The sequence below is a fragment of the Robertmurraya sp. DFI.2.37 genome, from assembly GCF_029211245.1.
GTDB classification, from domain to species: Bacteria; Bacillota; Bacilli; order Bacillales; family Cytobacillaceae; genus Robertmurraya; species Robertmurraya methanolica_A.
In genome coordinates this window covers 25,883-52,289 of sequence record NZ_JARGEJ010000032.1, presented here as the reverse complement: position 1 = coordinate 52,289, position 26,407 = coordinate 25,883, and the positions used below count along the sequence as shown (strand labels likewise).

Genomic DNA, 26,407 nt, shown 5'->3' with positions numbered 1-26,407 from the left:
AGGAATATCAGCTATGACAAGTTGAGCTCTAGGAATGTTGTATCTTTTAAAGTTTTGAAAATGGTCATGATGCAATTCGCATTTTATATTCATAGTTCCCCTCCTAACCTAGTAAACTTAATAATTCAAGAGTCAAGTAACTCTGGATTTTCGTAAATGTTTCCGATTCTCACATTTTTGTTATCTTTGTCATGGTACACTTCCCAAAACTTACCTTGTCCATCGGTTAATTCGATTAGTTTCTTTTTATGTCTGACAAATATCCCTTTTCGAATTGGGTTATCTTCACTTGCCCATCCATTTTCAATAATGTCGCCGAATTGAAACTTTATCTCACGCACGTTCATTCCTCCTTATTCCATATCTATCTTGCATATCCTCAACCTTAGATGTGACTTCGTTGAGCAAACGAGTTTCTTGAAGGATATCCTTTTCGCTTGCATTTGGTCTTTCGATGTAATGCTGTAATGCATGCTTTATGATTTGTAATTTCTTGTATTCCTTCATGGTTTCACCTCGCAAACTATGAAACATAATACAAATCTATTTAACTGGACTTATAAAACTCCGAATAACAATGGCCACATACCCCTTCTGTAGCAAATCCATTTGGTTTGCCACATTTGCTGCATGTGCAAGATAATGTCTGCCATATGCTCTTACATTTCGGGCATTCAAGCTTTACTATTGCTTTTTTGTGATTTATAACAGTCCCGATCGTTTTACATTTTGGACAGTTAGGTACTGTTTTTGTATTTGACAAGATTTCCAACCCCTTTAATTCTTAAATTCATAAGCTCCAGAAGCTTTGTATAGGACACCGTGCTTTTTGCAATATGGATTTTCCTTTCGAATCTCCTCCTTCGATTTCCCTTCCTCGTAAACGACAAGGACTTGCAATTTCTCCTGGTCAAAATTAACTGCGTTCATTTGTACGACTCTCCGCGCCATTTCAAACCTCCACGAATTGCCCATTTTCGTATTTTAAGAGTGTTATAGTCTCTAGGTACTTTAACTCAAAGAGTTTGCGTTTAAGCTGGAACTCCTTAGTCAAGGCTCCCTTGATGTCAATTATCTGAGTGGTCCCATCTAAATTAATGACCTCAAAATCAGCCTTGTAAGTGATGGGTCGGAACGTTTTACCGTTCTTCTTAAACCCCTCTTGAAGTATGTACTTGGGCTGTAGTTTGAAATCCTTGATTTGCTTGTTTTGCTTAAGCCATTTTAGCTGGTTGTAGTAAATCGCCTCTGCCTGACTATGAAACTTTATCCCGTCCACGACAGTCTTCTGATTGCCGTATTTATTACGCTTCTTGGGCTTTTGGTATTCCTTGTAGGACATTCTCTGCATTTGCATCTAACTCCATTTTCAGTTGGTCTTCATCTGCATTATCTTTCAACTTCTCAAGCTTCTTTTCACATACCGGACCGATACCCTTTGATATGCTCTTAGGACTCTTTAACGGACGGCCACATACTGGACAATTCATTAATAACCCACATCCTGTCTGTGATGATTGATTTTGTTTTTAGCATAATAGGCTTGTTCAATTTCTTCCCAAGTAAAGCCGAGCATTTGACCAAGGTTTATAAAGCTCTCGAACAATTCTTCGAATATGCCCCGTCTATCTTCGTTGTCGTAAAAATCATCGTGATACGACATGTGTAAGGCTGTCGCACTTCCAAAAATGTTATTGAACTGCTCCGTAATGTTATGTGACTCTTCTTTGTTTTGGTGATTTATAAGCGGTTCAATTGCAAACATCTCTTTCATTTCCAACCCAATTTCTAAGAGAAAATGTAGAATGTCTACATATTCTTCAAGGAGTGGTCTCTCTTGTACACCAGTACCTCCACAATACGCACAAGGTTCATAAAATGCTGTGACAACACCGTCAATTGTTATTGCTTCACCTGCTCCATGAAAACAGCATTCCCCATTACAAGCATGGCAGATTACTTCTTTCCTAGGCTCCTGATTCTTACTCCAAAACTTAAACCCTCGCCATTCATTCGCACATTCTCCCAGCTCCACCATTAGAGCAAGAATTAACTTTTCAAATCTATCCGAACCTTGATAATTAACTCGTTCACGAAATTTTCTTTGTGTCTCAAACAGTTTTGTTAAATTCATCTAATCAACCTTTCTCAATTGCGCTTTCCAACAGCTACTGTGCGCATGTTCTACAAAAACTTGTCTGTTATAGGTATCCCTATCAAATAACTTCCCTTCCCGTGAAAACTCTGTTAACGGGAACACAACCTCAAAACCCCTTGCAACTAAATCTGATATTGCCTGTTCAGCTTCATGCTTTCTTTGTCTGGTAATCGTTATTGGTTTCAAGAGATATCCTCCTTTGCAATTCGGTTAGAGCAGCAGCCTTTAACTCTGTAAATCTCGCCAAGTAATACAGTTGCGCTAATGTCGCTTTATTTAGTTCCAAAAATACTCCCCTTTCTAAATGAAATCTTGTTTCTTCTCGAAAGATGGAATAATCCTAGAAAAACCTCATCCTGATCACGTTTGAAATGCTTCTCCATTGAGGAAATGCTCTCACCTTGTTCCCACATCTTGGCTAGCTCATTGAGTTCCGGAGTGTCCCAAATAAAATCAAGGTCCTCCAATATCACGACTCTTTTCTTCCTCGGATTGGCAAATAAATGTTCATTTTTCACAACATTACTTCTCATGGAGAGTGCTCCTAATACCACTTATTTTCATCCGAATCGATTCGGATTCTTGCTACCGTTAATGCATGCCGAAGTGTGTAGTAATCTAACTCATCAAGGCTTTGACCTTGAAATTCTGTGATGCCTAGCGTGTGAAGTTCTTGAATAAATCCTTGCTTTTTTGACTCTTGGCTCATCATGACTTTTTCACGTAAAACTCCCACAAAACCACATCCTCAGTTTTTATATTTTTTAAGCCGTTCCTCAAGCGCCTTTCGTCTTGCTTCTGTCTCTTCCGGATGTAAAGGGGTGACATTATTGGGCTTATTTTCGTTCTCTTCAAACCAACCTGGAAGTTGTTCTGTTCGAATAGCGCCTTTTCTTTGTCTATTTTTCTGTTGTTTAAACTTATTTTGTTCGGCTTCAACATCAGCAAGGGTACGAACCCCTTTCTTTGCCCAACTGTTCAAAATACTTCTTGCATAGGGATACTTCGCTCCTACTTCTGCTGCCTTTTTGAATGCAGCGCATATTACTTCATCGGATAGCCCATCTTGGTCTATAAAACTATTAATTTCTTGAATTTGGATGGCGCTTGGTTGACCACTAAAACAAATCATGTATTCATCAAAATAATTCACTCGTGTAGCAGTAGCTTTATTTGTTTCGTTTCGTTTAGTTTCGTTTAGTTTATTTAATGTGGAACTACCTGTGACATCACCTATGACACTATCCGTGACACTACCTGTGACACTACCTACAGAATTTATTTCCGTAGGTATGAGAACTACGGAATTATTTTCCGTAGAAAAAAACGATATTATTTTGTAAATGGGGGCTCTCCCCCCTTTGCGTGAAATAAAATCAATTCTTTCTTTTTGTTTTAATTCATTCCTAACTTTCCGGAGGGTGCGATCGGTTAATCCTGTCTTCACGCACAATACTGATTCTGCTACCGTAAATGTTTCTACCCATCCAGCCTTATTATTTATGTGCATCAATGCATACCATAAATTAATTGCTGATGGAGATAGTTCATTTAGTTCGAGCCAATCATAAAACGCGTTCAGTTCTTTGATGTAATTCACGCACTAATCCCTCCTTTCACATATCGCATATTTACCTTTCACTTTCTTCACGTCATAATTTGGATATCGCTGCATATAATCTAGTACAAGCATTTTGAAATGTTCTTTATCTTGCGCTTTCTCCCATATCCAGTTAGGGAGAAGGACGTTTGTTTCGAAATCATTCACTAAAATCAATCTCTTCTTGAGTAACGTCCGAATCTTGCTCGTTTACTTCTTCAACAGCGACATCAATGATTGTTGGATCATCAACCTCATTTGCTTCGTCTGTAATGTCTTTAATTTCATTTTCTTTCTCGTCTTCTGAAAATGCTTTTTGCATTTCGATAGAAAGGATCCCCCATTTGCCTAGCATGTTTCTTAAAACGGTTTTCATCGCCATAGCATCATAATCTGATTTCCAGACATTATTCAGGTCCTTCTTATTCTTCATCTTGTTATGCTTAATCCGATGCTCTTCCACTTGGTCTCGAGTCCAGTAGACTGTTTTTTCAAACCCATTCACGAGTTTGAAGTAACCACAATATCCAATAACCTTTTCACTGGTTGCTGCATCCAAATCAAGTTCGATTTCTTCAGTCAGACGGTTCCACTTTTTGAGCTCTCCTTCGCGAACCTCGATCACATTGATTGACTTATACTGCCCTGTTCTTAGAGCTAATTGAATATAACCTTTATATCCAAGTTGGAACTGAGCTGCTTTATGACCCTTTTTACTATCGTAGAAAGGAACTATCCATGCATAACCTAGGTTTTTGTCTACTGGTAAATCAAGACTTGCTGCAACCATCGCACTGGAAACAATGGACATCGGTTCTGCTGTTTGTAGATTTGGGTCACCGTTGTAAAGGTTAAGAATAGAAGCCGTAAATTGTGGTGCTTTTTTGTCTAAAACCTGCTCAAATCTCTTTTGCATCGCTGGGGTATTTAATAAATGCTTAAGACCTAACTGTGATGCAGCTACTTGCTTAGTAGCATCTTGCTTATTTGCTAATTGATTTTTCAAAGCTGAATTTGTAGCCATTATTTAGCCTCCTTAACATCGAATTTGCGGAATGAAGATATCTTCAAAACTTGGTTATAAATATCTGGAAACTTCTCTTTCAAAGCCTTTGAATCTACACTATTTCTAGATTGATTTTTCCAAGTAACAATAAAGCGATCGGCAATGCCTGATTCTGCATCCTTTAATTCCGCTTTGATTTTGTTTTCGATTTCAGTTTTAGCACTCTTTATCAACTTCTCATCGCTCTTCACTTTTTCATATTGAAGAAGAAGCTCCTTGTACTCTCCTGGTAATACAATCTCTTTATCTTTCTCAGCGCGTTCATACTTTTCTTTCAAATACTTTTCAGCTGCACTAGAACCATCTAATGCAGGTGGTTCACCCCCAAGAACATGTCGCTCCCAGAAGTTCTTTTCCGCTTCAAAAATCATGGTGATTAAGTCTTCATCCCGTTCGATTTCTTTCCATATGAAACGATTACCACCAACAAGAACCGCAATATAAGCTTTTTCTTTTCCAGTCACTCCAAGGTAGTGCTGAACTTGTACAAGGTAAGTGTCTGGAACCTCTTCGCCTTCCCACTCTTTAGCTAGGTAGGCACTCGCTGTCTTGCACTCTAGTAATGCTGATTCTCCTACAATCAAACGGTCTATATTAGCCTTGATGAATGGATGCTCTGGATGGCTATACATGAAGTTTGTCCTACGCACTTTCTTGCCTGTTCGCTTTTCAAACTCTTTCGCAACCACATCTTCCATTTGGTTACCCCAGTAAATCGCTTCGTTATCAACCTCTACTGGCTCAACTTGTCCAGTTTTTTCGAGCCATAATTCAAAGGCTGTGCGGTATTTATTAAGTCCTAAAATAATCCCCGCATCACTACCGCCAATGCCTTTGGTGCGTTCCTGCAGCCATTCGAAGCGACTCATATCTTTAGTGGAAATTGCATTAGTAATTGCCATATGTGACCTCCTAGTGATAAAATGACTTTAAATAAATGTTTTCTTAAGGCTCCAGTTCGCCTACTGGAGCTTTTTTCATACAGTTTTAAACTCTGCATCAAATTTCTCCGATAAGTACCGCTCAAGGTTGTCTCTTAAAATCAATTCTCCGTCGAGTTCTACAATGTCATCACCAACAAAAATTTCTTCTCCGAAATAATCAATCCCAAAATATTCAGGTTGAGCGACCATATTTGGATAACCAGTCTTCATGGCTTTTTCAATCGCTGGATGGTCCATTGTTAATCCTCCTTTCTATTAATTTGTCATTGTGCAGTGATGCTTTTATTCGCATCGTTTAGACTAGAAAAGGGAATGGGATTTGGTGGGTGGATATAACCTTTTCTAGCCTCAACGACGAGAACAAAAGTTCTTGTCGCTTTATTTTGAATATGTTAAAATAAAGTTAGCTATTGAATTATCTATTGAGCAGTGAGCTTTCCTGAGCTTGCTGCTTTTTCTTTTTTTGCATATTCAAGAGCATCTTTTGCTAAATCAATGATTTTATGATGCTTTATGGTTGATTCTCCATCTATTTCAGCATTTAAAATAATTGACTTTAGTCCTCCAAGAAAATATGGATAGAATATATTACTAACTCTGTTTTCCCTCGCTTCATCAATTATGTTTTCGAGCTTTTCGTAATTCATTTGCTTTCACCCTTTCGTCAGATAAAAATCCTCCTAGCATCATGCCGAAAAAGAAAACTCCTAAAAATGCGAAATATAAAGCCAACTTGTTATTCCTCCTTACATCCATAAAATGAATCCACCTATTAGTAGCATCAATTGTGAAATCATACTGATTCCATCCATGCCATATAAAAATGCAACTATTACTTCCGGAGTCTGCGTGTTCTGAATCCAAGCTTGGAACAAAGAAATAGTGGGTTCCCTATAATCTTTTTCTATTTTCGATACATCTGATTGATTGATAGATAGCCTAAATGCTAATTCTTCTTGACTGTATCCCGCTCGTTCTCGACACGCTTTCAATATCGCGCCGAATTTCATATATGTACTCACCCCCCCTTATTCAAAATTGGAATATTCTTTTCTTAAATATTTCGTAAAATTTATATATGTAGGAACTAGCACCGATTTTAAGCCTGGCAGCTTCTCGGTGCTGCCCTCATTATGCTGTTTTTCTCGGCACCCAATTTTCTATGTACCGAAGGGCTGATTGTAGCTCCTTCCTCTTGACGTCCTTATAGGATGCAACACCGAAGCGATCCTTGATTTCTCGGTGTAATTCTCTGAACAACTTTGAGCGTAATACTTGGTCACTCTCAATCTCGTAAACTCTTTGAGCAATTCCTTTTTGGAGCCTGCGTTGTTCTCCGCTGGTTAATGTGATTTGTTCATCAATCTTTTGTTCTAGAGAAATTACTTTGTTCTCGATTTGCTCAACTTTTTCTGATGTTTCAATTGTCATTTTCATTGAGGCGATCAATTGTTCTCTCTCACTTAGCACTTTTGGTTGGTTAAGCTGCTCTCTCATTCTCTTAAATTCTTGAATAAACTTTACTTTCATCTTCATTGCTTCCGGAGTCACATAAGACATGGCAACGAGAGTGAAAGCATCTTCTGTGAGATTGAACTTTCTATACTTCCTACCTCTTTCGTTTGAGTAGGTTGACTCCACAAAGTTGTGGAGTGAAAATTCTTCTTCCCCTGCTTCATAAAGTTTGATGATTTGATTTTCGATGTCACGAATAACAGAGTCATGACGTTTTTGGAAAACATCAGCAATTGTTAGGCTGTCGGTTACTGGTTCATTGTTTACTAAAAAGACAAGCTGGCTCATTAGGTGATCCTCCTATCTAAAATAAGATGTCTGCTCGCTCAACCACTGGAGCAAAAATTTTTCGGTTTGCTTAGCTGGAAACAGCCATTTCCTACCTACTCGAAATTTAGGAAATCGCGGGTCAAAAAAGAACTGCTCTTTAATAAAAGGTTCACTCATGCATGTTTGACGACAAAGTTCTTTCATATCCCAAAAAACTGTTCGGTTAGCAATTTCATCAAGGTGCTTTTGTAATTCTTCATGGAATTGATGTTCGATTTGTTTATGGTCTATCTGAACATTAAGCAAGTTTGTCACCTCCTAAGGTTTGGTATTTTCAAGTAAGTCTAGAATTTCCATTAGCTGATTGATCACATCTTCGTTGGTGTAGCCATCATTTATCATCATGGCAGCATATAATACCTTAAGTTTTAATTCTGCCCAGAAGACTTTTTCTGTGATGTTCATGATGTGGTCCTCCCTTATTCAGATTGCTGTTTTAGCAATTTTTAAGTTAAAAAAATCTTTAATTTGACATTTTAATACACTTGCGAGTATTGGAAGTTGGTCTGCTTTAAATGTATAAGTACCATTCTCATATTTGAGATAGGTTGAGGCATTTTTAAAACCAAGTGATTCAGCCATTACTTGTAACGAAATGTCTAAAGACTGCCTACGATTTTTAATATATTCTAAATCTAAGGTTTGCATATCATCCCTCCTTCAATTTCTAAAACAGCAATTACATATTCTTATATTAAATTGCCGTTTTAGAAATGTCAATAAAATATAATAAAAAAATTTCTTTTTTAGCAATAATTGAATTTTCTATATTAGAAAGATGGTAAAATGATATTGCTAATATGGAAAGTTGGTGAAAGAATGAATATAGGAGAAAGAATCGTATTACTACGAGAGAAAAAAGGATGGAAACAAAAAGATTTAGCAGATAAAGTAAATATTAACGTTAGTGTCATGAATCGTATTGAAAAAGGAAGTAGACCTCTTTCTGATAGTGAAATTATTAAAATTTCTAAGGCACTTGAAGTTACTACTGATCAATTACTAGGAATTTCAGATACTTATTCAAAGAAGATTTCTATTGCTGGTAAAAAAATTGATTTAAGTGAAGATGAAAAAAAGGTATTTGAAGAGCTAAAAAAATATCCTATTTTATTCAATGATTTAACTTCAAATCCAGAATCTAAAGTCAAGGAACTGATTAAACTTTATAAAGTCAAAAAAATTCTAGATACTGATGAAGATGATGAATCTGGAAATGGATTTGGTAGCATCGATGAATAAATCAGAATATAGCGACTTAGACATTTACGCCTTTTATAACAATAATTGAAGGAGTAATGTGAATGAATAAATCAATTTTATCGTTTATTTTTTTTATTTTTTTGGTTTCGGGTTGTAGTGTTAAACCACCAACAGAGGTGGAATTGGAAGAATTTTTTGCTGACGCCATCAACATACACAATATTCTTGTTACAGCTTATAACGAACACCGTGAGCTTACCTTAGACGAAGAAATTGAATGTAATTCATTTGAGACCTTGTACGGAGCAGAGAGTGAATTTCTGAAAAAAGCAAAAAAAGGTACAAACTACACAGATTATATCCTCCTTTCCTCCGAAATTTCTCTAATGATAACTAACTTTTCATTATTAAATTCAGACTTAAATAGTGAGCATTTTAAAGAGAATTTCTTGAATGAAGTAAATAATGCAAATGAGTATTTTTTAAAAATAGATCCAAATATTACTTTGACAAAAATTTCAAACTCTATTTATGAAACTACCACGAATATAGCAGAAACTATCCACAACGCTGAAACAGAATCGTCATCGAATGTTGAAGATATTCCTACCAGGTTAATGTCAACTAAGAAAAGGCTCGAGGAAGCTTATCCAGACAGTTTTTCTACACAAGAATCATTATTTGAAGCAGAAACCGAAGATTATTATAAACTTCAGGCATTGTGGGGTGGCCTAACTGAAGATGAAAAGAAAACACTTAAAAAAACAAATGAAAGATTAGAGGAGATATATTATGATAGCCCCTCCACGCACCTATTATTGCTAGAAAAAGAAATCGAATCATACAGAAACTTAAATCAATAATGAATTACTACTTTTATTAATCGCTAATTCAAATGGGGATGTTGTTGCATGCAACTTACGAAGAGCAAAATAAAATCAGACCACTGGGAACAACAAGCTAATAAAGTTCTTTCTCACTTTAAATACAAAAATCCAGATGAAATTGATATGTATGATATCTGTTGGAGATATGGTATTTCTATTAAGCCTTTAGAGTTAGACTTTATAGACATGCATTTAAACTATGATTCTATAAAACATCTAAAGGCCTTTTCTGTCCCTAAACCAAAAGCGAGAAAAGGGACGATCTTCTTAAGGTCTGATTTAGATGCAGTCGAAAAAAAGTTGTTACTAGCTGAGGAGTTTTGCCATTGTTATTCGCACTATGCAAATCAGTTGAATTTGGACAAGCATTATATTTTAAAAATGGAGAATCAAGCAAAACGAATGGCAGCCTATTTACTCATGCCCGCGAAGTTTTTAAAAAGGATTTATGCTACAGCAGTTAATGAGCCTGTTTTGATATCAGATATTGCTGACCATTTCGTTGTTACTGAAGATTTTGCACAATATAGATTAAGACTAACATTTGAACATAAAGTGGATGGCTTTATAACCTTAAAGGAGCGATTGGGGAGTATAGAATGGTATGGATAAAAAATAAAAGGTTTCATTCATTACCTACATTAGAAAAAAGTATATAATAAGGGTGATAACAAATGATACATGAATCAATTAAAGTGGTGGAAGGTACATCAGTTAATCCGGAACAATTAGCTGTTGGACGTAGAGAGTTACAGGCTATTTATAAGAAAAATCCTAGAATTTTTCAAGAAATCGAAAATCTAATTACCCCTTTAAGATTACCAGAGAATTATCCGTTTTATCTTGTTAATTTACGTGAATCATTTTTCCCAAATTTAATTGGACCAGATGCTTCAGAATATATATTATATGTTCTGCACTATGGTCTATCGAAAGATGAAAAAGAGCCAGATTCGAAGTTCGACATAGAAATAAAGAAGTTAATAAGTAGTCATGGTTTACTAATTATGACTGCATTTGTAGGTCTTGAAGACCCTTTAAAATTTAGTACTTTCCAATTTCTCAGCAATAATGTTAATCCATTCACTCGTTTAACTTTACTTAGAGGGGATATGAAACAGTTTTCCATTCATGCAGATCCTGATGATTTAGCCGAAATGATTATTAAATTGATGGGACATCTCTCTTTCGTATTAGGCAAAAAGGATTTTGATGTATCAACAGAAAAAATTAACCAAATTGGATACTATTTATTTGAGTTGATGAAAAATTCCGGTAACTTCGAAGATATTATGAGTGAATTTGGATCTGATCTAGATGAGTAATCTTAAGCTCGTGATTTCAAATGATCATATTATTGCATCTGAAAGAAAAAAAGGTAATGAATACTTAAAATATATTCACCCTGACATGTTTGTACTTAAAAAGAAAGATCCCATTAAGCAAGAATTAGCAACTACTTTCATAACTAATTCAAACAATCTATATAGAGAAGAAAATTTCGAAGAAAAGTATCAATGGTTCAAAAAATTTTTTACTAAGTATATCAGTGAGACCTCAGAAATAAATAAAGAATTAGAGCAAATTTCTAGTGAACTTGCAGAATTCAAAAGCGTAATTTCGAGTTCAGAGGAGGAGGAATCAATTGTGGAACAAATAACCAGAATTGAGGAGAGATTAAATGATGTACGTGAAACAGTCGGACGTATAGATGAAAGAACAAAATCATTTGAAAAGACTTTTGAAACTTTAACACGAAAAATAGATACCCTACCTACCAAATCTGATATCATGAGTATCGTGGCAGATGGTTTAAAAGATAAGCCTTCTACTTCTGAAGTTGCGGTATTAGTCACTAAATCACTAAATGATAATAATATTGCACGACAAGATTTTGTCGAATCAAAAATTAATAATATGAAATCAAATATTATAACTTGGTCTATTGGAATTGGAATAGCAGCTATTAGTGCAACGGTTGGAATAATCAGGCTATTCTTATAAGATAGAACGAAGTTAATTTTCATCAACATAGAAAATTCCATCAATAAATTTAAAAAGCCTTACTAAAGGCTTTTAGTTTACACAAAAATAGAACATACATTCTTAAAAAGGAGGATTCTTATGGCTAGTTTTAGAAAAAGAAGCACTTGGGAGTACCGCATTTCGTACATCGATCGTAAAACTGGAGAAAAGAAAGAACTAACAAGAAGTGGTTTTAAATCCAAAACTGAGGCAAAACATGCTGCAAGAGAAATGGAAAGCAAAATCAAAAAAGGCTATGATCCTTCTTCTTCAGGGCAATTCCTTATTGATTATCTAAATTGGTGGTTTGACACTTACAAAAAAGGAACCGTCGAACCTGGAACTGAAAAAAATATAAAACTCCATATAAAAATGATTTGTGAAGTTAGTGGGTATATTAGATTAAGCGAAATTGACAGGCCATCTTATCAAAAATCGATAAATGAGCTTGCAAAAAACTATTCAAAAAGCACCTTACAACGCATGAATTCAACAATTAGTGAAGCGTTCACAGAAGCAATGGATTTGGATTTAATGCATAAGAATCCTGCTGCAAGAGTAAACTATCCAAAGATTACAAAGAAAGCTAAAAAGAAAAAATTCCTCGAATTAGATGATTATCTAGAATTAATTAAACATGCAAAAATGGATTGGGAAAAGGAGTATCCACACTATCTTTATATTACTCATACTCTTGTTGCTACTGGAGCTCGTATTGGTGAAATATGCGCTTTAACCATTGATGATCTTGATCTAGAAAAAGGAACACTTAAGATCGATAAAACTTATGTTAATAATTCTGGTAAATATTCTGTAAAACCTACTACAAAAACTGGAGAATCAGGTGAACGGGTTATAGCTTTAGATGAATTTACATTAGAACGATTGCAAGAATGGTTGAAAATTCGAGCTGAAATCGTGATGAAATTAAAAAAACGTCCAAAACTCTTATTTATTAATCAACTAGGTGATTTAGTAAAAATGTCCAACTACGGAAGCGCTTTAGATAAAACATGTAAAAGACATGGACTAATGCATACAACTCCACACATGTTTAGACATACTCACGAAACCATCCTTTGGGAGTCTGATGTGGCGGACATAAATTATATTGGTGCTCGATTAGGAGATACAGATAAATCCATTTTATTAAATACTTATGGGCACATGTCTAAGCGTTCCGAACAGTTAAATAATGAAAAAATAAATAAATTTATGAGTACTTGGTTAGGACAAACAAAATAAGGTTTTTTCAAGGTAGTCGGACAAAAGTCGGACATAAAAATCTTAAACCTTTGAAAAAACCTTATTTATCAGCCATTTAGCGCCCTCGGAGGGAATCGAACCCCCATTTTAAGAACCGGAATCTTACGTGCTATCCGTTGCACCACGAGGGCAAATTAACGATGCGCCAAATTTGGACGCTTCCCTATTATATGCCATGTCTGCCTGTTTTTCAAGTGAGAATATTCTCATTGCCCTTACAATCCACTGTGTTTAAATCATTTCAGTTTGGTTATGATGAGAAGTGGACAATACATATTTTCTCATGGTGAAAAAAGTCGAAGAAATCTTGCTCAAGATCCAATCGAATTGTTTGACCTTTTTTGACTATCAGTGTATCATAACTTACATAACAGTAGTATTTGTCTTAAAGGTGCATACTTTTGTTTTTACAGATTCTCTGACAGAATTTATAACCATTTAAAGGAGGAACATAAAATGAATTTGATCCCTACAGTTATTGAACAGACAAATCGTGGTGAACGTGCGTATGACATTTATTCTCGCCTTTTAAAAGATCGCATCATTATGCTTGGAAGTGCGATTGATGATAATGTCGCTAACTCCATTGTTGCTCAATTACTTTTCTTAGAAGCTGAAAACCCTGAAAAGGATATCACTCTTTACATTAATAGCCCAGGTGGCAGTATCACTGCTGGTATGGCAATTTATGATACGATGCAGTATTTAAAGCCTAATGTGCAAACAATTTGTATCGGTATGGCTGCTTCCATGGGTGCTTTCCTATTAGCAGCTGGTGAAAAAGGTAAGCGTTACGCTCTTCCAAACGCTGAAGTTATGATTCACCAACCGCTTGGTGGTGCTCAAGGACAAGCAACGGAGATCGAGATCGCAGCAAAACGCATTTTATTCCTTCGTGAAAAGCTTAATACGATTCTATCTGAGCGTACAGGTCAACCGCTTGATGTTATTGCAAAGGATACGGATCGCGATAACTTCATGACTGCTGAAAAAGCTAAAGAATACGGCTTAGTAGACCATATCATTACTCGCAACACATTAGACGAAAAAAAATAATCTTGTAATTTAAGGACTGTTTCCATTAGGCGATTTAACTACGCTTGATGGAAACAGTCTTTTTTTGCGTTAATAAAAGCTTCGTGTATGATCGTTGCTAAAGTGTCTTGTGTTCTAGCCTTTTCAACTTTTTGTTTGACAGGGAGCAGACGTTATTAGCCCTTCTCCCTTTTCTATGCGGGCACGGTCTTCCCTTTTTTCTCTTTTCCTGTCCTCATGAATACTTAACGCGGTGGACACACTCCCACCGCTTTCCCTTCAATTACGACCTCATGAACGCTCCATCAAGACACACTCCAATTCTTTTTTTCCGCCTAATCAAATACTAATTAATGCTTCGTCAGGCGAAAATAGGATTGTAAAAGGGAGCTGTGGGACCGATAAAGCGGGGACAAGATGCTTGTGCTACACAAATTCACCAGTAATTTTCTGCCCGCTGCACAACAAAAAAGAAGCTGCCGTAAGCATCGCTTTCTTGCAGCTTCTTGCTTTTATTTAGACCCTCGAACAAGTAAGTGTTTAATCCTGCTGCACGTATGTGGCGAGTGCCTCTAATGCCTCTTGTTCATCGCTGCCTTCAGCGATTAGGGTAATATTTGCACCGGAATTAATGGCGAGGCTCATTAGCCCCATAATGCTTTTAGCATTGACTTGCTTGCCGTCCTTTTCGATGTAGATATCTGATGAGAAACGTGTAGCTTCTTGGACAAACAATGCAGCTGGACGTGCTTGCAACCCCGTCTTTAATTTGACTTCGACTTTTTTCTCTACCATATCCTTCTTCCTCCCTGAAAAATCTCTCTCTTTATTTCTCTATATATAAAAATGAATTTCAGCATTTATTGAACTGGCTCACCAGCTCTTAGCTTTTCAGCAATTTCGTCAATTTTTCTGAGACGGTGGTTAATGCCGGATTTACTAATTTGACCTCCCGAAACCATTTCTCCCAGTTCTTTTAACGTAACATCTTGATAAGCAACTCGCAGTTCAGCAATTTCTCGTAATTTATCTGGCAGAATATCTAAGCCGACTGTTTCCTGAATGAAACGAATATTTTCCACTTGCCTTAACGCTGCTCCAATCGTTTTATTCAAATTCGCTGTTTCACAATTGACTAGACGATTAACAGAATTTCTCATATCACGCACGATGCGGATATCCTCAAATTTTAACAATGCATTATGCGCACCGATGATATTTAAATACTCCGTAATTTTTTCCGCTTCCTTTAAATAGGTAATATATCCCTTTTTCCGTTCTAATGTCTTGCTGTTTAAATCAAAGGAGTTCATTAATTCGCATAAGGCATCATTATGTTCCTTATACAAAGAAGCGATCTCTAAATGATAGGAAGAGGTTTCTGGATTATTAACAGAACCTCCAGCAAGAAACGAACCGCGGAGATAGGAGCGCTTGCAGCATTTCTTTTTCACTAATTCCTTGGAAATATCATGGGCAAATACAAAGCCCTCTTGGAGAATTTTTAAATCCTCTAATATTTCTTTCGCTTGCTGTGAAAGCCTTACAATGTACACATTATTCTTCTTGAGCCGCATCTTTTTTCGAACTAATAATTCGACTTGCGCATTGTAATTTTTCTTCAGTAATGTGTAAATTCTTCTAGCAATGGCAGCGTTTTCCGTTTGAACATCTACAACAAGCTTACGATTGGAGAAGGATAAGGATCCATTCATTCGAATCAGGGCTGATAATTCAGCCTTGCAACAACAATCCTTTAATTCTAAGTTTGTTAGCTCCTTCTTTGTTTCTGAAGCGAATGACATCCCTATACCCCCTAAAGCACGACAAACTGAATCAACACGGATTCACTTATTTACGCTTTAAATCTCTTTTTGGTTTCATTTAATAAGATTGAATATAAAATATTGGCGACTTCTTTCGTATCATGGCGAATGACACCATTCTCCAAGGTCATGATCTCGCCTTGCACTACTTCAAGCCCCAGTTCATATAATTGAGTAAAATCGAAGTGAACAGGCTTTGAATACTCCTCGCTATAACGATCTAAAATCGAGCTCGGGATGTTTTCACTATTGACTAAAATCGTGTCTAAAAATCTGCTCTTCATATGATCATATAAAGCTTTCACATGGTCGCTTGCCGTATAATCTAATGTTTCACCTGCTTGGGTCATAAGATTGCATATATATACCTTCTTCGCCCTAGCTCGGCATATTTCTTGTCCCAATTTAGGGACAAGAAGATTAGGCAAAATGCTCGTGTATAAACTGCCAGGACCAATGATAATCAAATCCGCCTGTCTTATCGCATGAACTGTCTCTGGCAGTGGATGGGCAATCTCTGGAGTTAAAAAAACACGCTTTATTCTCTTCCCTGAATAAGGAATTTTTGATTCTCCCGAGACAATCGTTCCATCCTCCATTTCTGCATTCAGAATCACACTTTCAGCAGCTGCGGGCAAGACCCGTCCATTTACATTTAACACTTTGCTCATTTCTTGGATGGCATGAACAAAATTACCTGTAATCGAAGTCATGGCAGCGAGAATCAGGTTGCCAAGAGAATGGCCTGCAAGTTCATTTGACGTCTTAAAACGATGCTGAAACATCTCTTCAATTAATGGCTCTACGTCGGATAAGGCTGCTAAAACATTGCGGATATCACCTGGTGGAGGGATATCCAAATCATCCCTTAAACGTCCAGAGCTTCCTCCGTCATCGGCAACTGTCACGACTGCCGTTATATCAAGGGGATACTTTTTCAATCCTCTTAATAACACAGGCAAGCCGGTTCCTCCTCCGATGATGACTATTTTGGGCTGTCCGTTTTTGGTCATGTTGTTTTTTCCTTTCTCCTTTCAATATCTCGATGAGAAGCACGCGTATGATAGTCCTTTTCAAAGTAACGAGCCAGGTATTCCGTTAAGGCAACAGAACGGTGCTGTCCACCTGTACAGCCAATAGCAACTACGAGCTGTGATTTTCCTTCACGTTTATAATGAGGCAGCATAAAGCTTAATAAGCCCGTAACCTTCTCTAAAAACTTATTCGTCTCGTTCCACTTTAAAACATAGTTGTAAACCTCTTCATCGAGTCCCGTCTTCGGCCGCATATGGTCGATATAATGAGGGTTTGGTAGAAAACGCACATCAAAAACTAGGTCAGCATCGATAGGAATCCCGTGCTTAAATCCGAAAGACATGACATTGACAGTAAAAGTTGACTTTTTATTGGCAGAGAATTCTTGAATAATTCGTTCCCGCAGTTCCTTCGGCTTTAGTTTTGAAGTGTTGTAGATGATTTGAGCTCTCCCTTTTAACTCTTCTAACAGCTCTCTTTCTGACTGAATACCTTCAAGGGGCAAACCTGATGGAGCAAGAGGATGGGATCTTCTAGTTTCTTTGTACCTTCGAACGAGGCAGCCGTCATCCGCATCTAGGAACAAGATTTGTGGGGTTACCCAAGAGGTTTCTGCTAATTCATCTAACGCTTTAAATAAATGGTCAAAGAACTCTCTTCCCCTTAAATCCATCACTAAGGCAACCTTATTCATTTTGCTGCCCGAGTCCTTCATTAGTTCAAGGAACTTAGGCAATAATGTGGGTGGTAAATTGTCTACGCAAAAAAAACCAAGATCTTCAAAGCTTTGAATCGCAACTGTTTTTCCTGCACCTGACATTCCTGTTATAATGACCATTTGTGTGTCGTTAACTGCTCCGGTACTCATATACATTCCCCCATTCACTTCTTTCAATCGAGTGCCGTTTGTAGTTATGGTAAGTCTGTTTTCAGGCTTTTCTCGTATAGATTATGTTTCCCACTAAAGTTTTACTTAACTTCAATAGAATTAAATTTGAGTAAATTTCACAACGGTTGAAGGGAATGATCAACACGATTTCTAATAAAGTATGCTGAGGACGCTAAAAAGGATAGTGCTATTTCTCCGATTAGCTTGGGTCTAAACGGTATTGCAGAAGTTTAAAATCCTCTGTATAAGTAAAGGTGCCGTAAATAATTCCTTGTCCTTGCACCATATAATCTAATATGTGATAGTCTCCTTCTGCCATTGGTAAGTTCTTGATTTCCTCAAGAGGATGCCATGCTAGCTTCCCCTCTTCCGACTCCTCTAAATGAATTCCATCCGCATTCTCTGCAAAAAAGGTAAACATCATCCACTCCGATAAGACCTGGTCTCCATCCTTCATAATAAAGGTAAAAATCCCCTTAAGATGAGGGTTTTTTAAGTAAATACCCGTTTCCTCTCTAAATTCACGAATACAGGAATCACGAACTGATTCACCCGGTTCCATTTTTCCACCTGGTGCAACCCACCAGCCTCGTTTCGGCTTTTGTAATAACAACACTTTATTGTCCTTTAAAAGTACACAATTAGTAACCCGCTGCATTTTTTCCACCTCTGACTTCACACTACATCATTATGAATTTCCTTCAACCTCTGTGAAAATTACTCAATCCAATCCCTTCACTTGATTATACTATTTTTAACAAATCCCCACAATGAATAGGGGTTCTCAAACAGAAAAGACAAGTAACTTGTCCCATGAGATAAAAGTTCCACCTGATTTCATTTTTCATGCAATCATGCTCAAAAAATCACATAAAACATAGCCAAATAAAAAAAAGAGCACAAGTTTCCTTGTGCCGTCCAAGTGTATATATTTTAAAAGGGGGTCAATTTCTATCCTTATCATAACGAATGTTTATTTCACTACTGTTACAATAGAATTAAAAGGGAGTAACGTTTTGTAAATTCTGACGCAATTGGTAAGTTATAACGATTTTTTTGTTTGTTAAAAAGAAAAAGACGCCATTAATCCCATTTTTTCCCAAAAGCCGTATTATGCTTTTGCTTTTAAAGATTCCTGCAACTCTTCAACATAATGCTGCGCACTTTGGGCAGCAATGCTTCCATCCCCAGTTGCGGTAACAATTTGACGAAGCATTTTTTCACGGATATCCCCAGCGGCAAAAATTCCCGGCACACTTGTCTCCATTTTTTCATTCGTCACAATATAGCCATTCTCATTCGTAATTCCGAGGCCTTCAAAGGGCTTTGATAAAGGAATCATGCCAATGTAAACAAAAACACCGTCTGTTTTGAACTCACGCTCTGTTCCATCTACTGTTGAAACAAGGGTGACACTGCCGACCTTTCCATCTTTCTCATGGATTTCCTTCACTGTATGATTCCAAATAAAATCGATCTTTTCATTATCAAAAGCACGTTGTTGAAGGATCTTTTGAGCTCTTAATTCGTCACGACGATGCACGATCGTCACCTTTGAAGCAAAGCGAGTTAAATAAACGCCTTCCTCAACGGCCGAATCACCGCCTCCAACTACTAGTAATTCCTTTTCTTTAAAGAAGGCACCATCGCAGACAGCACAGTAAGAAACGCCACGTCCACCTAGCTCTTTTTCACCAGGAATGCCGATTTTTTTATACTCAGCTCCAGCAGAGATGATGACGGCGCGAGCCTTGTATTCCTTCGAACCGGCTTTTACTATTTTGTATTCTTCTCCATCGATCACTTCTTTAATATCCCCATAGGCATATTCAGCTCCAAACTTCTTGGCGTGATCGAACATTTTCGTTGATAAATCTGGCCCTAAAATGTGGTCATAGCCAGGATAATTTTCCACTTCTTCCGTATTCGCCATTTGACCGCCAGGAATTCCCCGCTCAATCATTAACGTCGAAAGATTAGCACGAGATGTATAAACAGCAGCGGTCATTCCCGCTGGTCCAGCACCTATAATAATCACATCATATATTTTTTCATCAGACATCGTATCCCACTCCTTTTACGTAGCATCCCATTATCATGAATAGTATTTCCTAACTAACCATATCCTATAAAATAATGGCGGCATAGTCCATACTTATGCTCAGGTTTTAGACGTGTTAGCACACTTCTGCTGAGGATCGGAAATAGAAAAAAATCGGCCCCTTAGGCCCGATTTAATTCCTCCAATAGCTGGGTAACAATTTTTACATATTTTTTCATCGTCGTAACAGACAAACCGTATTGTTCTGCCAGTGCTTGCTGAGAAATTCTTTCTTGACGGAGCTTCCTCCAAACATAATCGACAGCAGAAGCATAGGCCTTCTCATTTTTCGGAAGAGACGAATTTTCAGTCATCGCACTTGCGATTGAAAACCACATCTTATATAGGTCAGCTTCATCTGTAGGATGATGGAAGCTGTAAAATTGACTGGCTATGTTATGAGCTAGCGGTGCACGACCTTCCCCTTTAAAAAGGTACTGTACATATTCATTTTCTAAAGTTGTCGTGCCAGTGTATGATGACAGAAGCTCTTCTTTATCATCTGATAGCGATGTTAAAAATAAGCCAAAAAGCCGTTCTTCAAGTTGTTCACTTGCTAATTGCTTTTTGATCGCTTCTCCAGTCTGGAGCTTTGTTTCTTTATTCCACGGCTCTTGACCTTCTTTTTCCGGATTCATTTGAATAACTCGCTGCCAGCTCTTTTCAGCGGTTTGTACTCTTCCCGTATAATAAGCAGAATATGAAAGCCAATAATAGAAAGGACCTTCCCCTTCAAATCCTTGCTTATAAAGCCTCTTTAGCCAAGAATAGGCCATTTCATAATCGCCGATCAATGCAAACGTCGTACCAAGCTTAAATTGATGCTCCGAGGATAATGGCTTAATCTTTTCTAATACCTCTTTATATTTTTTTACAGTATGCCAATCGTTCTCATAGCAAGCAAACACCGCTTTATTACAAAGAGCGTGCAAATTGCCGTGATTTTTCTCTAATACCTCATCTAGGATGTCATCCGCTTTTTGCGGCTCTCCTAAATAATAATAAGCCAAAGCAAGATTATTGTAGGCAGACCAATATTCAGGAAACTTCTTAATCACTTCTTTAAGAAGAATGGCTGCTTTTTGAAATTCTCCTGTTTCGAGCAGTTCCCTTGCTTCCTCCTGCTTCGAAATTAAGTCATCCTGCTCGTACAAATCCTCTTCCAGCTCTTCGCCTTCAAGCATTAAAAGGTCCAACAGATCTTCCGCATCCTCTGCGAACTCCCCATCCCCTTCTAACTGCATATATAATGAAGCGTGATTGAACGCATCTTTAAATAAACCGAGATGGGCGTAATTATTGGCAAGAAAATAATGACATTCGATCATTTGCTCATCCCATTCCTCCAAAATCATATGAAGGAGACGGTTAGCTTCTGTGTACTGTGCATTTTCTGATAAAATAATCGCCAATTGACAAGCAATCATCGGTTCCCCTGGCTCAAGTTCCATCGCACGCTCTAAATATTTTATTGCCTTATGATGTTCTCGACGTTGGTAAGCCTTTAATCCTTTTGCAAAATAATACTCACCAGTCGGGGTGAACGACAGCAATGTTCCTGTTGTTTTTGTTGCTTTAGAGTCTTTACTCATGAAATCCTCCATCTATCTCAAGATATACCAAAGAAGTATATCATACAAACGAGCCTTTTGGTAAGGGTGTTGACCAGACTTATCCCTCACAGGCACTGCCAAAATTTACTGAGCTACTCGCAGCAATCAATCGCTAGCACTTATACGGGCAAGGTCCGTGTTAACGAAACCATTTCTCTTCGGCGATGATTATGGCGAAAAAATATGCTCACGAAAGGCAAAAACGGGGCCCTTTAAAGCTCTTTAAATCATTTTTTCACAAAATAACGTTTAAGAAAGAGTAAATTCACTTTTAATCTATTTGCCCGTCCCTTCATGCCGCTTGCGAAGGACTTTTAGTACTTCTGGAAAAGGAAGCTTCTGTTCCTCCAACAACACAAGTAAGTGATAGATTAAATCAGCTGCTTCCCATTTCAGCTCTTCGGCATCACGATTTTTCGCTGCAATAATGACTTCCGCCGACTCTTCGCCCACTTTTTTAAGAATTTTATCCACGCCTTTTTCAAATAGATAGGTCGTATAAGCTCCCTCTGGACGTTCCCTTTCCCGCTGATGAATGACCTCCTGAAGGGAGTGCAAAATTTGATAGTCCGCCAGAGTGCTAGAGGACTCGTGCGCTTCTCCAAACAAATTTTCAACAAAGCAGCTTGTAGTTCCGTTGTGGCATGCCGGTCCTTTCGGCTCAACAAGTACGACAAGAGCATCTTGGTCACAATCAAATTTAATCTCGGTAATCATCTGCGTGTTTCCGCTCGTCCCCCCCTTATGCCACAACTCCTGACGGGAGCGGCTGAAAAACCATGTCTCTTTCGTTTCCATTGATTTCTCTAAAGACTCCCGGTTCATATAAGCAAGGGTGAGAACTTCCTTTGTCATGGCGTCCTGAACGATTGCTGGGATGAGGCCTGCGTCATCAAACTTTAAGTTATCGATATTCATCTCACATTCACACCTTCACTTTTTAAAAATGTTTTTACCTCTTCGACCGATGTTTCTTTATAATGAAAAATGGAAGCAGCTAAGGCAGCATCTGCTAATCCTTCATGAAAGGCAGCGGCAAAGTGCTCTGCATTTCCTGCTCCTCCAGAGGCAATGACTGGAACGGTAACGGCTTCACTGACCGATCTAGTCAGGGCTAGATCAAAGCCGTCCTTCTCACCATCGCAATCCATACTTGTTAGGAGAATTTCTCCTGCACCAAGGCGTACTGCTTCCTTCGCCCAGGCAATGACCTCGTAATCGCTTGCTTTCCTTCCACCATGAGTATAAACTCTCCATGAACCAAGCTCCGGATCAAATTTTGCATCAATCGCCACAACCATGCATTGAGCACCAAAAAAACTCGATCCCTCCGTGATAAGTGACGGACGCAAAACAGCCGCCGTATTCAATGAAACTTTGTCCGCTCCAGCTCGCAATATCCGTTTCATATCTGCTAAGGAATTAATGCCGCCCCCTACTGTAAAAGGAATAGCCAATTCTGAAGCGACCTCCTTTACAACCTCAACCATTGTTTTTCTTCCTTCATGGGAAGCAGAAATATCTAAAAAAACAAGCTCGTCTGCGCCTTGCTGATCATAAAATCGCGCTAATTCTACGGGATCTCCCGCATCACGAAGCTCCACAAATTGAATTCCTTTTACTACTCGCCCTTCCTTTACATCAAGACAAGGAATAATTCGTTTCGTCAGCATCTAATTTTGCACCTCCCGCAAAGCCTCGATCACGGAAAACTTGCCTTCATAAAGTGCTTTACCAACAATTGCGCCGCACACTCCATTTCTTTCAAATTCCTTTAAGGCCGATAAATCGGCTAACTGACTCACTCCTCCTGAGGCAATGACTTCTTGTTTCGTTTCAAGTGCCAATTCATTAACAGCAGCAAGATTAGGACCTGACAGCATTCCATCAGTGGCAATATCGGTAAATATAAATGTTTCTGCACCAGCATCTGCAAATTTTTTTCCGACATCCACCGCCCTCATTTCTGAAGTGTGCAGCCATCCATGTGTTGCCACAAAGCCATTTTTAGCATCAAGGCCGATCGCAATCTGGCGTCCATATTTTTTTACCATTTCGATCGCAAATTTAGGATTGGAAATCGCCACACTACCGATAATCACCCGCTCCACGCCGTTTTCAAGATAATGAGTGATATCTGATTCTGAGCGAATTCCACCGCCAATTTGCACCTTTACTTTCAGTTTTGCTGCCTCTAATACAAACTGGTCATTCATTCGTTTTCCATCCTTTGCCCCATCTAAATCGACCATATGAATCCAGTTGGCGCCTTGCTCAACAAACCGCTGCGCCATCTTCAATGGTGAATCCCCATATACCGTTTCTTTGTCGTAATCCCCTTGAAGGAGTCGAACGCATTTCCCACCGCGCATATCGATCGCTGGGTATATTGTAAAAGTCATGACTGATTCGTCCTTTCCTTCGTTAATTGTGTGAAATTTTGCAGCAAACTCATGCCAAGGCTCCCACTTTTTTCAGGGTGAAATTGCATCCCATACACATTGCCTTTACCGACCACCGCCGGTACAGCGACATCATATTCACAGTCAGCAATCACAACATTGCGCTCCTTTGTGTTAACATAATAGGAATGGACAAAATAGACAAAATCCTCGCTGATTCCACTGAGAATTGGCGACTTATTAACAAAGCGCAAGCGATTCCAGCCCATATGAGGAACTTTATAAGGTGTGCCAGCTTTTTCCCCTGAAAAACGAATCACTTTTCCAGGAAGAAGCGCTAACCCATCGGTTTGCCCATTTTCTTCACTCTGCGCAAATAAAAGCTGCATACCTAAGCAAATGCCAAGCAACGGCTTTCCTGAACCGGCATACTGTTTTACCATTTCGGATAAACCCGTCTCATTTAAACGCTCCATCGCATCTTTAAAGGAGCCAACACCTGGTAAAATAAGGGCATCTGCCCCTGCTAACTTCTTCTTATCCTCGGATACAAAATAATCGACTCCAAGTCGCTCCAACGCTTTGCTGACACTAAACAAATTACCCATTCCATAATCAATAATGCCGATCATTTACAGCATCCCCTTTGTCGAGGGTATTCCTTTTATTCTTGGATCAATGGTGGTTGCTTCATCCAATGCCCTTCCTAAGGCTTTGAAAATCGCTTCAATGATATGGTGCGTATTTTGACCGTAATGAACGATCACATGTAAATTCATTCTTGCTTCTAGCGCAAGCTTCCACAAAAATTCATGGACAAGCTCTGTATCAAAGGTTCCCACCTTTTGACTTGGAAATTCTGCTCGCATTTCTAAGTGAGGGCGATTGCTTAAATCAACGACCACTTGAGCAAGAGCTTCATCCATTGGAACGAATGCATTTCCGTAACGTTTAATTCCTTTTTTATCACCGAGTGCTTCCTTTAATACCTGTCCGAGACAAATCCCAATATCCTCCGTTGTATGGTGATCATCGACTTCTGTGTCCCCATCAGCTTGAATATGTAAATCAAACTGCCCATGTTTCGTGAATAAATCAAGCATATGGCTCATAAAAGGCACACCTGTTTCCAGCTTAGAAATTCCCTGCCCATCTATGTTTAAAGCAAGCTCAATATTCGTTTCATTCGTTTTACGCGTAATATTTGAGATTCTATCCATTTTTTCATTAGCCTCCATTATTTCAGACGTTCCTCCACAGCACGAGCATGTGCTTCCAGCCCCTCTTTTCTTGCAAAAGTGGCAATTTTCGCACCATTTTCTTTTAGCGCTTTCTCACTATACATAATAATGCTCGATTTCTTTTGAAAATCTTCGACACTTAAAGGACTTGAAAACCTTGCTGTTCCGTTTGTCGGTAAAACATGATTCGTTCCTGCAAAATAATCTCCGACCGGCTCGGAGCTAAAACGACCGATAAAAATAGCCCCTGCATGCTTAATTTTACCTAGCAGTTCCATAGGATTTTCAGTGATTACTTCAAGATGCTCCGGCGCTAATTCATTGACCGTATTCACAGCCTCATTCATATCACGGGCAAGATAGATCGCACCAAAGTCAGCAATCGCTTTAGCAGCGATGTCTTTTCTTGGCAGTTCTGCGAGTTGTTTTGCTACTTCTGCCGCTACTTTTTGCGCCAATAATTCAGAGGTTGTGACCAACACGCTTGAAGCACGCTCATCATGCTCCGCTTGTGATAATAAATCGGCCGCCACCTCATTTGCTCTCGCCGTATCATCTGCAAGAATGGCAATCTCACTTGGCCCGGCAATCATGTCAATATCAACATCTCCATAGACTTCACGCTTGGCAAGAGCTACATATATATTTCCTGGGCCAGTAATTTTATCGACAGAACGAACCGTCTCTGTTCCATAAGCAAGAGCGGCAATTGCCTGAGCTCCGCCAATTTTATAAATTTCCTTCACTCCTGCTAGATGAGCGGCCACCAAGACAGCTGCCGGAATTTTCCCATTTTGATTCGGCGGTGTTACCATCACGATGCGTGCGACTCCCGCAACTTTAGCAGGAATAACATTCATTAATACTGAAGAGGGATAAGCAGCCGTTCCTCCTGGTACATACACACCAACTGAATCAAGGGGCGTTATCTTTTGTCCAAGAATTGTTCCATTCTCCTCTGTCGTCATCCACGAAGAACGCAATTGCTTTTGATGATAAGAGCGAATGTTTTCAGCAGCTTCCTGCATGATCACAACCATTTCTTCATCGATATCCGCAAAGGCCTCATCCATTTCGTCGCCTGTAATCGTAAAAGACTCTAAAGCTGCTCCATCAAACTGTTCCGTATAGCGACGAATAGCTGAATCCCCATCTCTTTTAACATTCCCGATGATTGCTTTTACAGCAAGAAGCTGTTCGTCCGTTCCGTTTTCAACGGTCCTTTTAATTGAAAGAGACTTAGACACTTTTTGTATTTTCATCCTGCTACT

38 protein-coding genes, 1 tRNA gene and 1 pseudogene are annotated in these 26,407 nt (G+C 38.4%); 7 read left to right on the top strand and 33 right to left on the bottom strand.

The annotated features are described in order from the left end of the window. Positions 1 to 125 precede the first annotated feature (125 nt). The 19 genes and pseudogenes from PZE06_RS16385 to PZE06_RS16295 form a co-directional block, all read right to left on the bottom strand. A complete protein-coding gene (locus PZE06_RS16385; protein ID WP_150948616.1) occupies positions 126 to 341 on the bottom strand; it encodes a hypothetical protein in 216 nt (71 codons plus the stop codon). After that, on the bottom strand, positions 334 to 507 hold the full coding sequence (locus tag PZE06_RS16380) for a hypothetical protein (protein ID WP_191963256.1): 174 nt from the start codon (positions 505 to 507) through the stop codon (positions 334 to 336). Before PZE06_RS16380 ends, PZE06_RS16385 begins: the two co-directional genes overlap by 8 nt. 270 nt (positions 508 to 777) lie before the next feature. Beyond that, on the bottom strand, positions 778 to 951 hold the full coding sequence (locus PZE06_RS32110) for a hypothetical protein (protein WP_191963255.1): 174 nt from the start codon (positions 949 to 951) through the stop codon (positions 778 to 780). A gap of 4 nt (positions 952 to 955) precedes the next feature. Next, positions 956 to 1,342: pseudogene (locus tag PZE06_RS16370) on the bottom strand (DUF1064 domain-containing protein); the annotation flags it as partial. Further along, complete coding sequence (locus tag PZE06_RS16365) at positions 1,305 to 1,490, bottom strand: DUF6011 domain-containing protein (RefSeq protein ID WP_150948613.1); 186 nt, start codon at positions 1,488 to 1,490, stop codon at positions 1,305 to 1,307. The pseudogene PZE06_RS16370 and the gene PZE06_RS16365, both read right to left, overlap by 38 nt. After that, positions 1,490 to 2,134 (bottom strand): dUTP diphosphatase, encoded by a 645-nt coding sequence (locus PZE06_RS16360; RefSeq protein ID WP_150948610.1) that lies wholly within the window; start codon positions 2,132 to 2,134, stop codon positions 1,490 to 1,492. Before PZE06_RS16360 ends, PZE06_RS16365 begins: the two co-directional genes overlap by 1 nt. Continuing rightward, the gene (locus PZE06_RS16355) at positions 2,135 to 2,344 is read right to left on the bottom strand and encodes a PDDEXK-like family protein (RefSeq protein ID WP_150948607.1); all 210 of its coding nucleotides are present in this window, start codon (positions 2,342 to 2,344) and stop codon (positions 2,135 to 2,137) included. 86 nt (positions 2,345 to 2,430) lie between these two features. Further along, positions 2,431 to 2,691, bottom strand: a complete 261-nt coding sequence (locus tag PZE06_RS16350) for a hypothetical protein (protein WP_137744891.1) — start codon at positions 2,689 to 2,691, stop codon at positions 2,431 to 2,433. A gap of 11 nt (positions 2,692 to 2,702) precedes the next feature. Next, a complete protein-coding gene (locus PZE06_RS16345; protein ID WP_150948604.1) occupies positions 2,703 to 2,894 on the bottom strand; it encodes a hypothetical protein in 192 nt (63 codons plus the stop codon). A gap of 12 nt (positions 2,895 to 2,906) precedes the next feature. Then, on the bottom strand, positions 2,907 to 3,758 hold the full coding sequence (locus PZE06_RS29870; protein ID WP_150948602.1) for a DnaD domain-containing protein: 852 nt from the start codon (positions 3,756 to 3,758) through the stop codon (positions 2,907 to 2,909). A gap of 160 nt (positions 3,759 to 3,918) precedes the next feature. Further along, the gene (locus PZE06_RS16335; RefSeq protein WP_150948599.1) at positions 3,919 to 4,782 is read right to left on the bottom strand and encodes a recombinase RecT; all 864 of its coding nucleotides are present in this window, start codon (positions 4,780 to 4,782) and stop codon (positions 3,919 to 3,921) included. Beyond that, the gene (locus PZE06_RS16330; protein WP_150948596.1) at positions 4,782 to 5,726 is read right to left on the bottom strand and encodes a YqaJ viral recombinase family nuclease; all 945 of its coding nucleotides are present in this window, start codon (positions 5,724 to 5,726) and stop codon (positions 4,782 to 4,784) included. Before PZE06_RS16330 ends, PZE06_RS16335 begins: the two co-directional genes overlap by 1 nt. A gap of 75 nt (positions 5,727 to 5,801) precedes the next feature. Next, positions 5,802 to 6,005 carry a YqaI family protein gene (locus tag PZE06_RS16325; protein WP_150948593.1) on the bottom strand — a complete coding sequence of 68 codons (204 nt, stop codon included), beginning with the start codon at positions 6,003 to 6,005 and terminating at the stop codon, positions 5,802 to 5,804. A gap of 182 nt (positions 6,006 to 6,187) precedes the next feature. After that, complete coding sequence (locus PZE06_RS16320; protein WP_150948590.1) at positions 6,188 to 6,415, bottom strand: hypothetical protein; 228 nt, start codon at positions 6,413 to 6,415, stop codon at positions 6,188 to 6,190. A 99-nt stretch (positions 6,416 to 6,514) separates the two neighbouring features. Beyond that, positions 6,515 to 6,790 (bottom strand): helix-turn-helix domain-containing protein, encoded by a 276-nt coding sequence (locus tag PZE06_RS16315; protein WP_150948587.1) that lies wholly within the window; start codon positions 6,788 to 6,790, stop codon positions 6,515 to 6,517. A 109-nt stretch (positions 6,791 to 6,899) separates the two neighbouring features. Next, complete coding sequence (locus tag PZE06_RS16310; RefSeq protein WP_150948584.1) at positions 6,900 to 7,571, bottom strand: Rha family transcriptional regulator; 672 nt, start codon at positions 7,569 to 7,571, stop codon at positions 6,900 to 6,902. A 12-nt stretch (positions 7,572 to 7,583) separates the two neighbouring features. Further along, entirely contained in the window at positions 7,584 to 7,859 is a 276-nt protein-coding gene (locus PZE06_RS16305; RefSeq protein ID WP_150948582.1) for a group-specific protein, read from the bottom strand. 12 nt (positions 7,860 to 7,871) lie between these two features. Beyond that, positions 7,872 to 8,018, bottom strand: coding sequence for a hypothetical protein (locus PZE06_RS16300; RefSeq protein ID WP_191963253.1), 147 nt, complete (start codon positions 8,016 to 8,018; stop codon positions 7,872 to 7,874). A gap of 18 nt (positions 8,019 to 8,036) precedes the next feature. Continuing rightward, entirely contained in the window at positions 8,037 to 8,261 is a 225-nt protein-coding gene (locus tag PZE06_RS16295; RefSeq protein ID WP_150948579.1) for a helix-turn-helix domain-containing protein, read from the bottom strand. Positions 8,262 to 8,432: 171 nt separating this feature from the next. Here PZE06_RS16295 and PZE06_RS16290 point away from each other — a divergent pair, with 171 nt between their 5' ends. The 6 genes from PZE06_RS16290 (at position 8,433) to PZE06_RS16265 (ending at position 12,973) form a co-directional block, all read left to right on the top strand. Next, entirely contained in the window at positions 8,433 to 8,855 is a 423-nt protein-coding gene (locus PZE06_RS16290) for a helix-turn-helix domain-containing protein (RefSeq protein ID WP_150948576.1), read from the top strand. A 62-nt stretch (positions 8,856 to 8,917) separates the two neighbouring features. Further along, a complete protein-coding gene (locus PZE06_RS16285; RefSeq protein WP_150948573.1) occupies positions 8,918 to 9,679 on the top strand; it encodes a hypothetical protein in 762 nt (253 codons plus the stop codon). Between the two features lie 48 nt (positions 9,680 to 9,727). Beyond that, positions 9,728 to 10,315 carry an ImmA/IrrE family metallo-endopeptidase gene (locus PZE06_RS16280; protein ID WP_150948570.1) on the top strand — a complete coding sequence of 196 codons (588 nt, stop codon included), beginning with the start codon at positions 9,728 to 9,730 and terminating at the stop codon, positions 10,313 to 10,315. Between the two features lie 62 nt (positions 10,316 to 10,377). Continuing rightward, a complete protein-coding gene (locus tag PZE06_RS16275) occupies positions 10,378 to 11,028 on the top strand; it encodes a transposase (RefSeq protein ID WP_150948567.1) in 651 nt (216 codons plus the stop codon). Beyond that, positions 11,021 to 11,707 (top strand): hypothetical protein, encoded by a 687-nt coding sequence (locus PZE06_RS16270; RefSeq protein ID WP_150948564.1) that lies wholly within the window; start codon positions 11,021 to 11,023, stop codon positions 11,705 to 11,707. Before PZE06_RS16275 ends, PZE06_RS16270 begins: the two co-directional genes overlap by 8 nt. Positions 11,708 to 11,827: 120 nt before the next feature. Further along, a complete protein-coding gene (locus tag PZE06_RS16265) occupies positions 11,828 to 12,973 on the top strand; it encodes a site-specific integrase (RefSeq protein WP_150948561.1) in 1,146 nt (381 codons plus the stop codon). A gap of 80 nt (positions 12,974 to 13,053) precedes the next feature. Here the strand turns inward: PZE06_RS16265 and PZE06_RS16260 are convergent. Then, positions 13,054 to 13,125: transfer RNA gene (locus PZE06_RS16260), tRNA-Arg, on the bottom strand. A gap of 295 nt (positions 13,126 to 13,420) precedes the next feature. Here PZE06_RS16260 and clpP point away from each other — a divergent pair. After that, positions 13,421 to 14,050 carry an ATP-dependent Clp endopeptidase proteolytic subunit ClpP gene (gene clpP, locus PZE06_RS16255; protein WP_263641563.1) on the top strand — a complete coding sequence of 210 codons (630 nt, stop codon included), beginning with the start codon at positions 13,421 to 13,423 and terminating at the stop codon, positions 14,048 to 14,050. 519 nt (positions 14,051 to 14,569) lie between these two features. On the opposite strand, the gene PZE06_RS16250 is transcribed toward clpP, so the two are convergent. From PZE06_RS16250 to hisD, 13 genes are all read right to left on the bottom strand, one after another. Next, a complete protein-coding gene (locus PZE06_RS16250) occupies positions 14,570 to 14,824 on the bottom strand; it encodes an HPr family phosphocarrier protein (RefSeq protein WP_095310398.1) in 255 nt (84 codons plus the stop codon). A 65-nt stretch (positions 14,825 to 14,889) separates the two neighbouring features. Continuing rightward, on the bottom strand, positions 14,890 to 15,834 hold the full coding sequence (whiA, locus tag PZE06_RS16245) for a DNA-binding protein WhiA (protein ID WP_095310400.1): 945 nt from the start codon (positions 15,832 to 15,834) through the stop codon (positions 14,890 to 14,892). A gap of 50 nt (positions 15,835 to 15,884) precedes the next feature. Further along, positions 15,885 to 16,868: a gluconeogenesis factor YvcK family protein gene (locus tag PZE06_RS16240; protein ID WP_150948558.1), complete on the bottom strand. Its 984-nt coding sequence runs from the start codon at positions 16,866 to 16,868 to the stop codon at positions 15,885 to 15,887. After that, positions 16,865 to 17,758 carry an RNase adapter RapZ gene (rapZ, locus tag PZE06_RS16235; protein WP_095310404.1) on the bottom strand — a complete coding sequence of 298 codons (894 nt, stop codon included), beginning with the start codon at positions 17,756 to 17,758 and terminating at the stop codon, positions 16,865 to 16,867. Before rapZ ends, PZE06_RS16240 begins: the two co-directional genes overlap by 4 nt. A 220-nt stretch (positions 17,759 to 17,978) precedes the next feature. Next, positions 17,979 to 18,437: an NUDIX hydrolase gene (locus PZE06_RS16230; RefSeq protein ID WP_095310406.1), complete on the bottom strand. Its 459-nt coding sequence runs from the start codon at positions 18,435 to 18,437 to the stop codon at positions 17,979 to 17,981. 453 nt (positions 18,438 to 18,890) lie between these two features. Next, on the bottom strand, positions 18,891 to 19,841 hold the full coding sequence (gene trxB, locus PZE06_RS16225) for a thioredoxin-disulfide reductase (RefSeq protein ID WP_095310408.1): 951 nt from the start codon (positions 19,839 to 19,841) through the stop codon (positions 18,891 to 18,893). Positions 19,842 to 20,002: 161 nt separating this feature from the next. Continuing rightward, positions 20,003 to 21,472, bottom strand: coding sequence for a tetratricopeptide repeat protein (locus PZE06_RS16220; protein WP_150948555.1), 1,470 nt, complete (start codon positions 21,470 to 21,472; stop codon positions 20,003 to 20,005). Between the two features lie 297 nt (positions 21,473 to 21,769). After that, entirely contained in the window at positions 21,770 to 22,411 is a 642-nt protein-coding gene (gene hisIE, locus PZE06_RS16215) for a bifunctional phosphoribosyl-AMP cyclohydrolase/phosphoribosyl-ATP diphosphatase HisIE (RefSeq protein WP_095310411.1), read from the bottom strand. Then, positions 22,408 to 23,166, bottom strand: a complete 759-nt coding sequence (gene hisF / locus PZE06_RS16210; protein ID WP_150948551.1) for an imidazole glycerol phosphate synthase subunit HisF — start codon at positions 23,164 to 23,166, stop codon at positions 22,408 to 22,410. Before hisF ends, hisIE begins: the two co-directional genes overlap by 4 nt. Continuing rightward, the gene (gene hisA, locus PZE06_RS16205) at positions 23,167 to 23,895 is read right to left on the bottom strand and encodes a 1-(5-phosphoribosyl)-5-[(5-phosphoribosylamino)methylideneamino]imidazole-4-carboxamide isomerase (protein WP_150948548.1); all 729 of its coding nucleotides are present in this window, start codon (positions 23,893 to 23,895) and stop codon (positions 23,167 to 23,169) included. It abuts the gene before it with no gap. Then, positions 23,892 to 24,527 carry an imidazole glycerol phosphate synthase subunit HisH gene (gene hisH / locus PZE06_RS16200; protein ID WP_095310417.1) on the bottom strand — a complete coding sequence of 212 codons (636 nt, stop codon included), beginning with the start codon at positions 24,525 to 24,527 and terminating at the stop codon, positions 23,892 to 23,894. The genes hisA and hisH overlap by 4 nt, the downstream gene beginning before the upstream one ends. After that, on the bottom strand, positions 24,528 to 25,115 hold the full coding sequence (gene hisB, locus PZE06_RS16195; RefSeq protein ID WP_095310507.1) for an imidazoleglycerol-phosphate dehydratase HisB: 588 nt from the start codon (positions 25,113 to 25,115) through the stop codon (positions 24,528 to 24,530). A gap of 17 nt (positions 25,116 to 25,132) precedes the next feature. Next, positions 25,133 to 26,398, bottom strand: a complete 1,266-nt coding sequence (hisD, locus tag PZE06_RS16190; RefSeq protein ID WP_095310419.1) for a histidinol dehydrogenase — start codon at positions 26,396 to 26,398, stop codon at positions 25,133 to 25,135. Positions 26,399 to 26,407: the final 9 nt, after the last annotated feature.

Coding starts and splice junctions, on each gene's coding strand:
- PZE06_RS16300 (WP_191963253.1), bottom strand. CDS start 8,018: ATGAACATCACAGAAAAAGTCTTCTGGGCAGAATTAAAACTTAAGGTA.
- PZE06_RS16380 (WP_191963256.1), bottom strand. CDS start 507: ATGAAGGAATACAAGAAATTACAAATCATAAAGCATGCATTACAGCAT.
- PZE06_RS16320 (WP_150948590.1), bottom strand. CDS start 6,415: ATGAATTACGAAAAGCTCGAAAACATAATTGATGAAGCGAGGGAAAAC.
- hisB (WP_095310507.1), bottom strand. CDS start 25,115: ATGGATAGAATCTCAAATATTACGCGTAAAACGAATGAAACGAATATT.
- PZE06_RS16350 (WP_137744891.1), bottom strand. CDS start 2,691: ATGAGAAGTAATGTTGTGAAAAATGAACATTTATTTGCCAATCCGAGG.
- PZE06_RS16220 (WP_150948555.1), bottom strand. CDS start 21,472: ATGAGTAAAGACTCTAAAGCAACAAAAACAACAGGAACATTGCTGTCG.
- hisD (WP_095310419.1), bottom strand. CDS start 26,398: ATGAAAATACAAAAAGTGTCTAAGTCTCTTTCAATTAAAAGGACCGTT.
- hisH (WP_095310417.1), bottom strand. CDS start 24,527: ATGATCGGCATTATTGATTATGGAATGGGTAATTTGTTTAGTGTCAGC.
- hisA (WP_150948548.1), bottom strand. CDS start 23,895: ATGACTTTTACAATATACCCAGCGATCGATATGCGCGGTGGGAAATGC.
- PZE06_RS16360 (WP_150948610.1), bottom strand. CDS start 2,134: ATGAATTTAACAAAACTGTTTGAGACACAAAGAAAATTTCGTGAACGA.
- trxB (WP_095310408.1), bottom strand. CDS start 19,841: ATGTCTGATGAAAAAATATATGATGTGATTATTATAGGTGCTGGACCA.
- PZE06_RS16280 (WP_150948570.1), top strand. CDS start 9,728: ATGCAACTTACGAAGAGCAAAATAAAATCAGACCACTGGGAACAACAA.
- PZE06_RS16365 (WP_150948613.1), bottom strand. CDS start 1,490: ATGAATTGTCCAGTATGTGGCCGTCCGTTAAAGAGTCCTAAGAGCATA.
- PZE06_RS16250 (WP_095310398.1), bottom strand. CDS start 14,824: ATGGTAGAGAAAAAAGTCGAAGTCAAATTAAAGACGGGGTTGCAAGCA.
- PZE06_RS16310 (WP_150948584.1), bottom strand. CDS start 7,571: ATGAGCCAGCTTGTCTTTTTAGTAAACAATGAACCAGTAACCGACAGC.
- PZE06_RS16285 (WP_150948573.1), top strand. CDS start 8,918: ATGAATAAATCAATTTTATCGTTTATTTTTTTTATTTTTTTGGTTTCG.
- PZE06_RS16325 (WP_150948593.1), bottom strand. CDS start 6,005: ATGGACCATCCAGCGATTGAAAAAGCCATGAAGACTGGTTATCCAAAT.
- PZE06_RS16265 (WP_150948561.1), top strand. CDS start 11,828: ATGGCTAGTTTTAGAAAAAGAAGCACTTGGGAGTACCGCATTTCGTAC.
- PZE06_RS16330 (WP_150948596.1), bottom strand. CDS start 5,726: ATGGCAATTACTAATGCAATTTCCACTAAAGATATGAGTCGCTTCGAA.
- rapZ (WP_095310404.1), bottom strand. CDS start 17,758: ATGAGTACCGGAGCAGTTAACGACACACAAATGGTCATTATAACAGGA.
- PZE06_RS32110 (WP_191963255.1), bottom strand. CDS start 951: ATGGCGCGGAGAGTCGTACAAATGAACGCAGTTAATTTTGACCAGGAG.
- PZE06_RS16275 (WP_150948567.1), top strand. CDS start 10,378: ATGATACATGAATCAATTAAAGTGGTGGAAGGTACATCAGTTAATCCG.
- whiA (WP_095310400.1), bottom strand. CDS start 15,834: ATGTCATTCGCTTCAGAAACAAAGAAGGAGCTAACAAACTTAGAATTA.
- PZE06_RS16295 (WP_150948579.1), bottom strand. CDS start 8,261: ATGCAAACCTTAGATTTAGAATATATTAAAAATCGTAGGCAGTCTTTA.
- PZE06_RS16230 (WP_095310406.1), bottom strand. CDS start 18,437: ATGCAGCGGGTTACTAATTGTGTACTTTTAAAGGACAATAAAGTGTTG.
- PZE06_RS16270 (WP_150948564.1), top strand. CDS start 11,021: ATGAGTAATCTTAAGCTCGTGATTTCAAATGATCATATTATTGCATCT.
- PZE06_RS16240 (WP_150948558.1), bottom strand. CDS start 16,868: ATGACCAAAAACGGACAGCCCAAAATAGTCATCATCGGAGGAGGAACC.
- hisIE (WP_095310411.1), bottom strand. CDS start 22,411: ATGAATATCGATAACTTAAAGTTTGATGACGCAGGCCTCATCCCAGCA.
- hisF (WP_150948551.1), bottom strand. CDS start 23,166: ATGCTGACGAAACGAATTATTCCTTGTCTTGATGTAAAGGAAGGGCGA.
- PZE06_RS16290 (WP_150948576.1), top strand. CDS start 8,433: ATGAATATAGGAGAAAGAATCGTATTACTACGAGAGAAAAAAGGATGG.
- PZE06_RS16335 (WP_150948599.1), bottom strand. CDS start 4,782: ATGGCTACAAATTCAGCTTTGAAAAATCAATTAGCAAATAAGCAAGAT.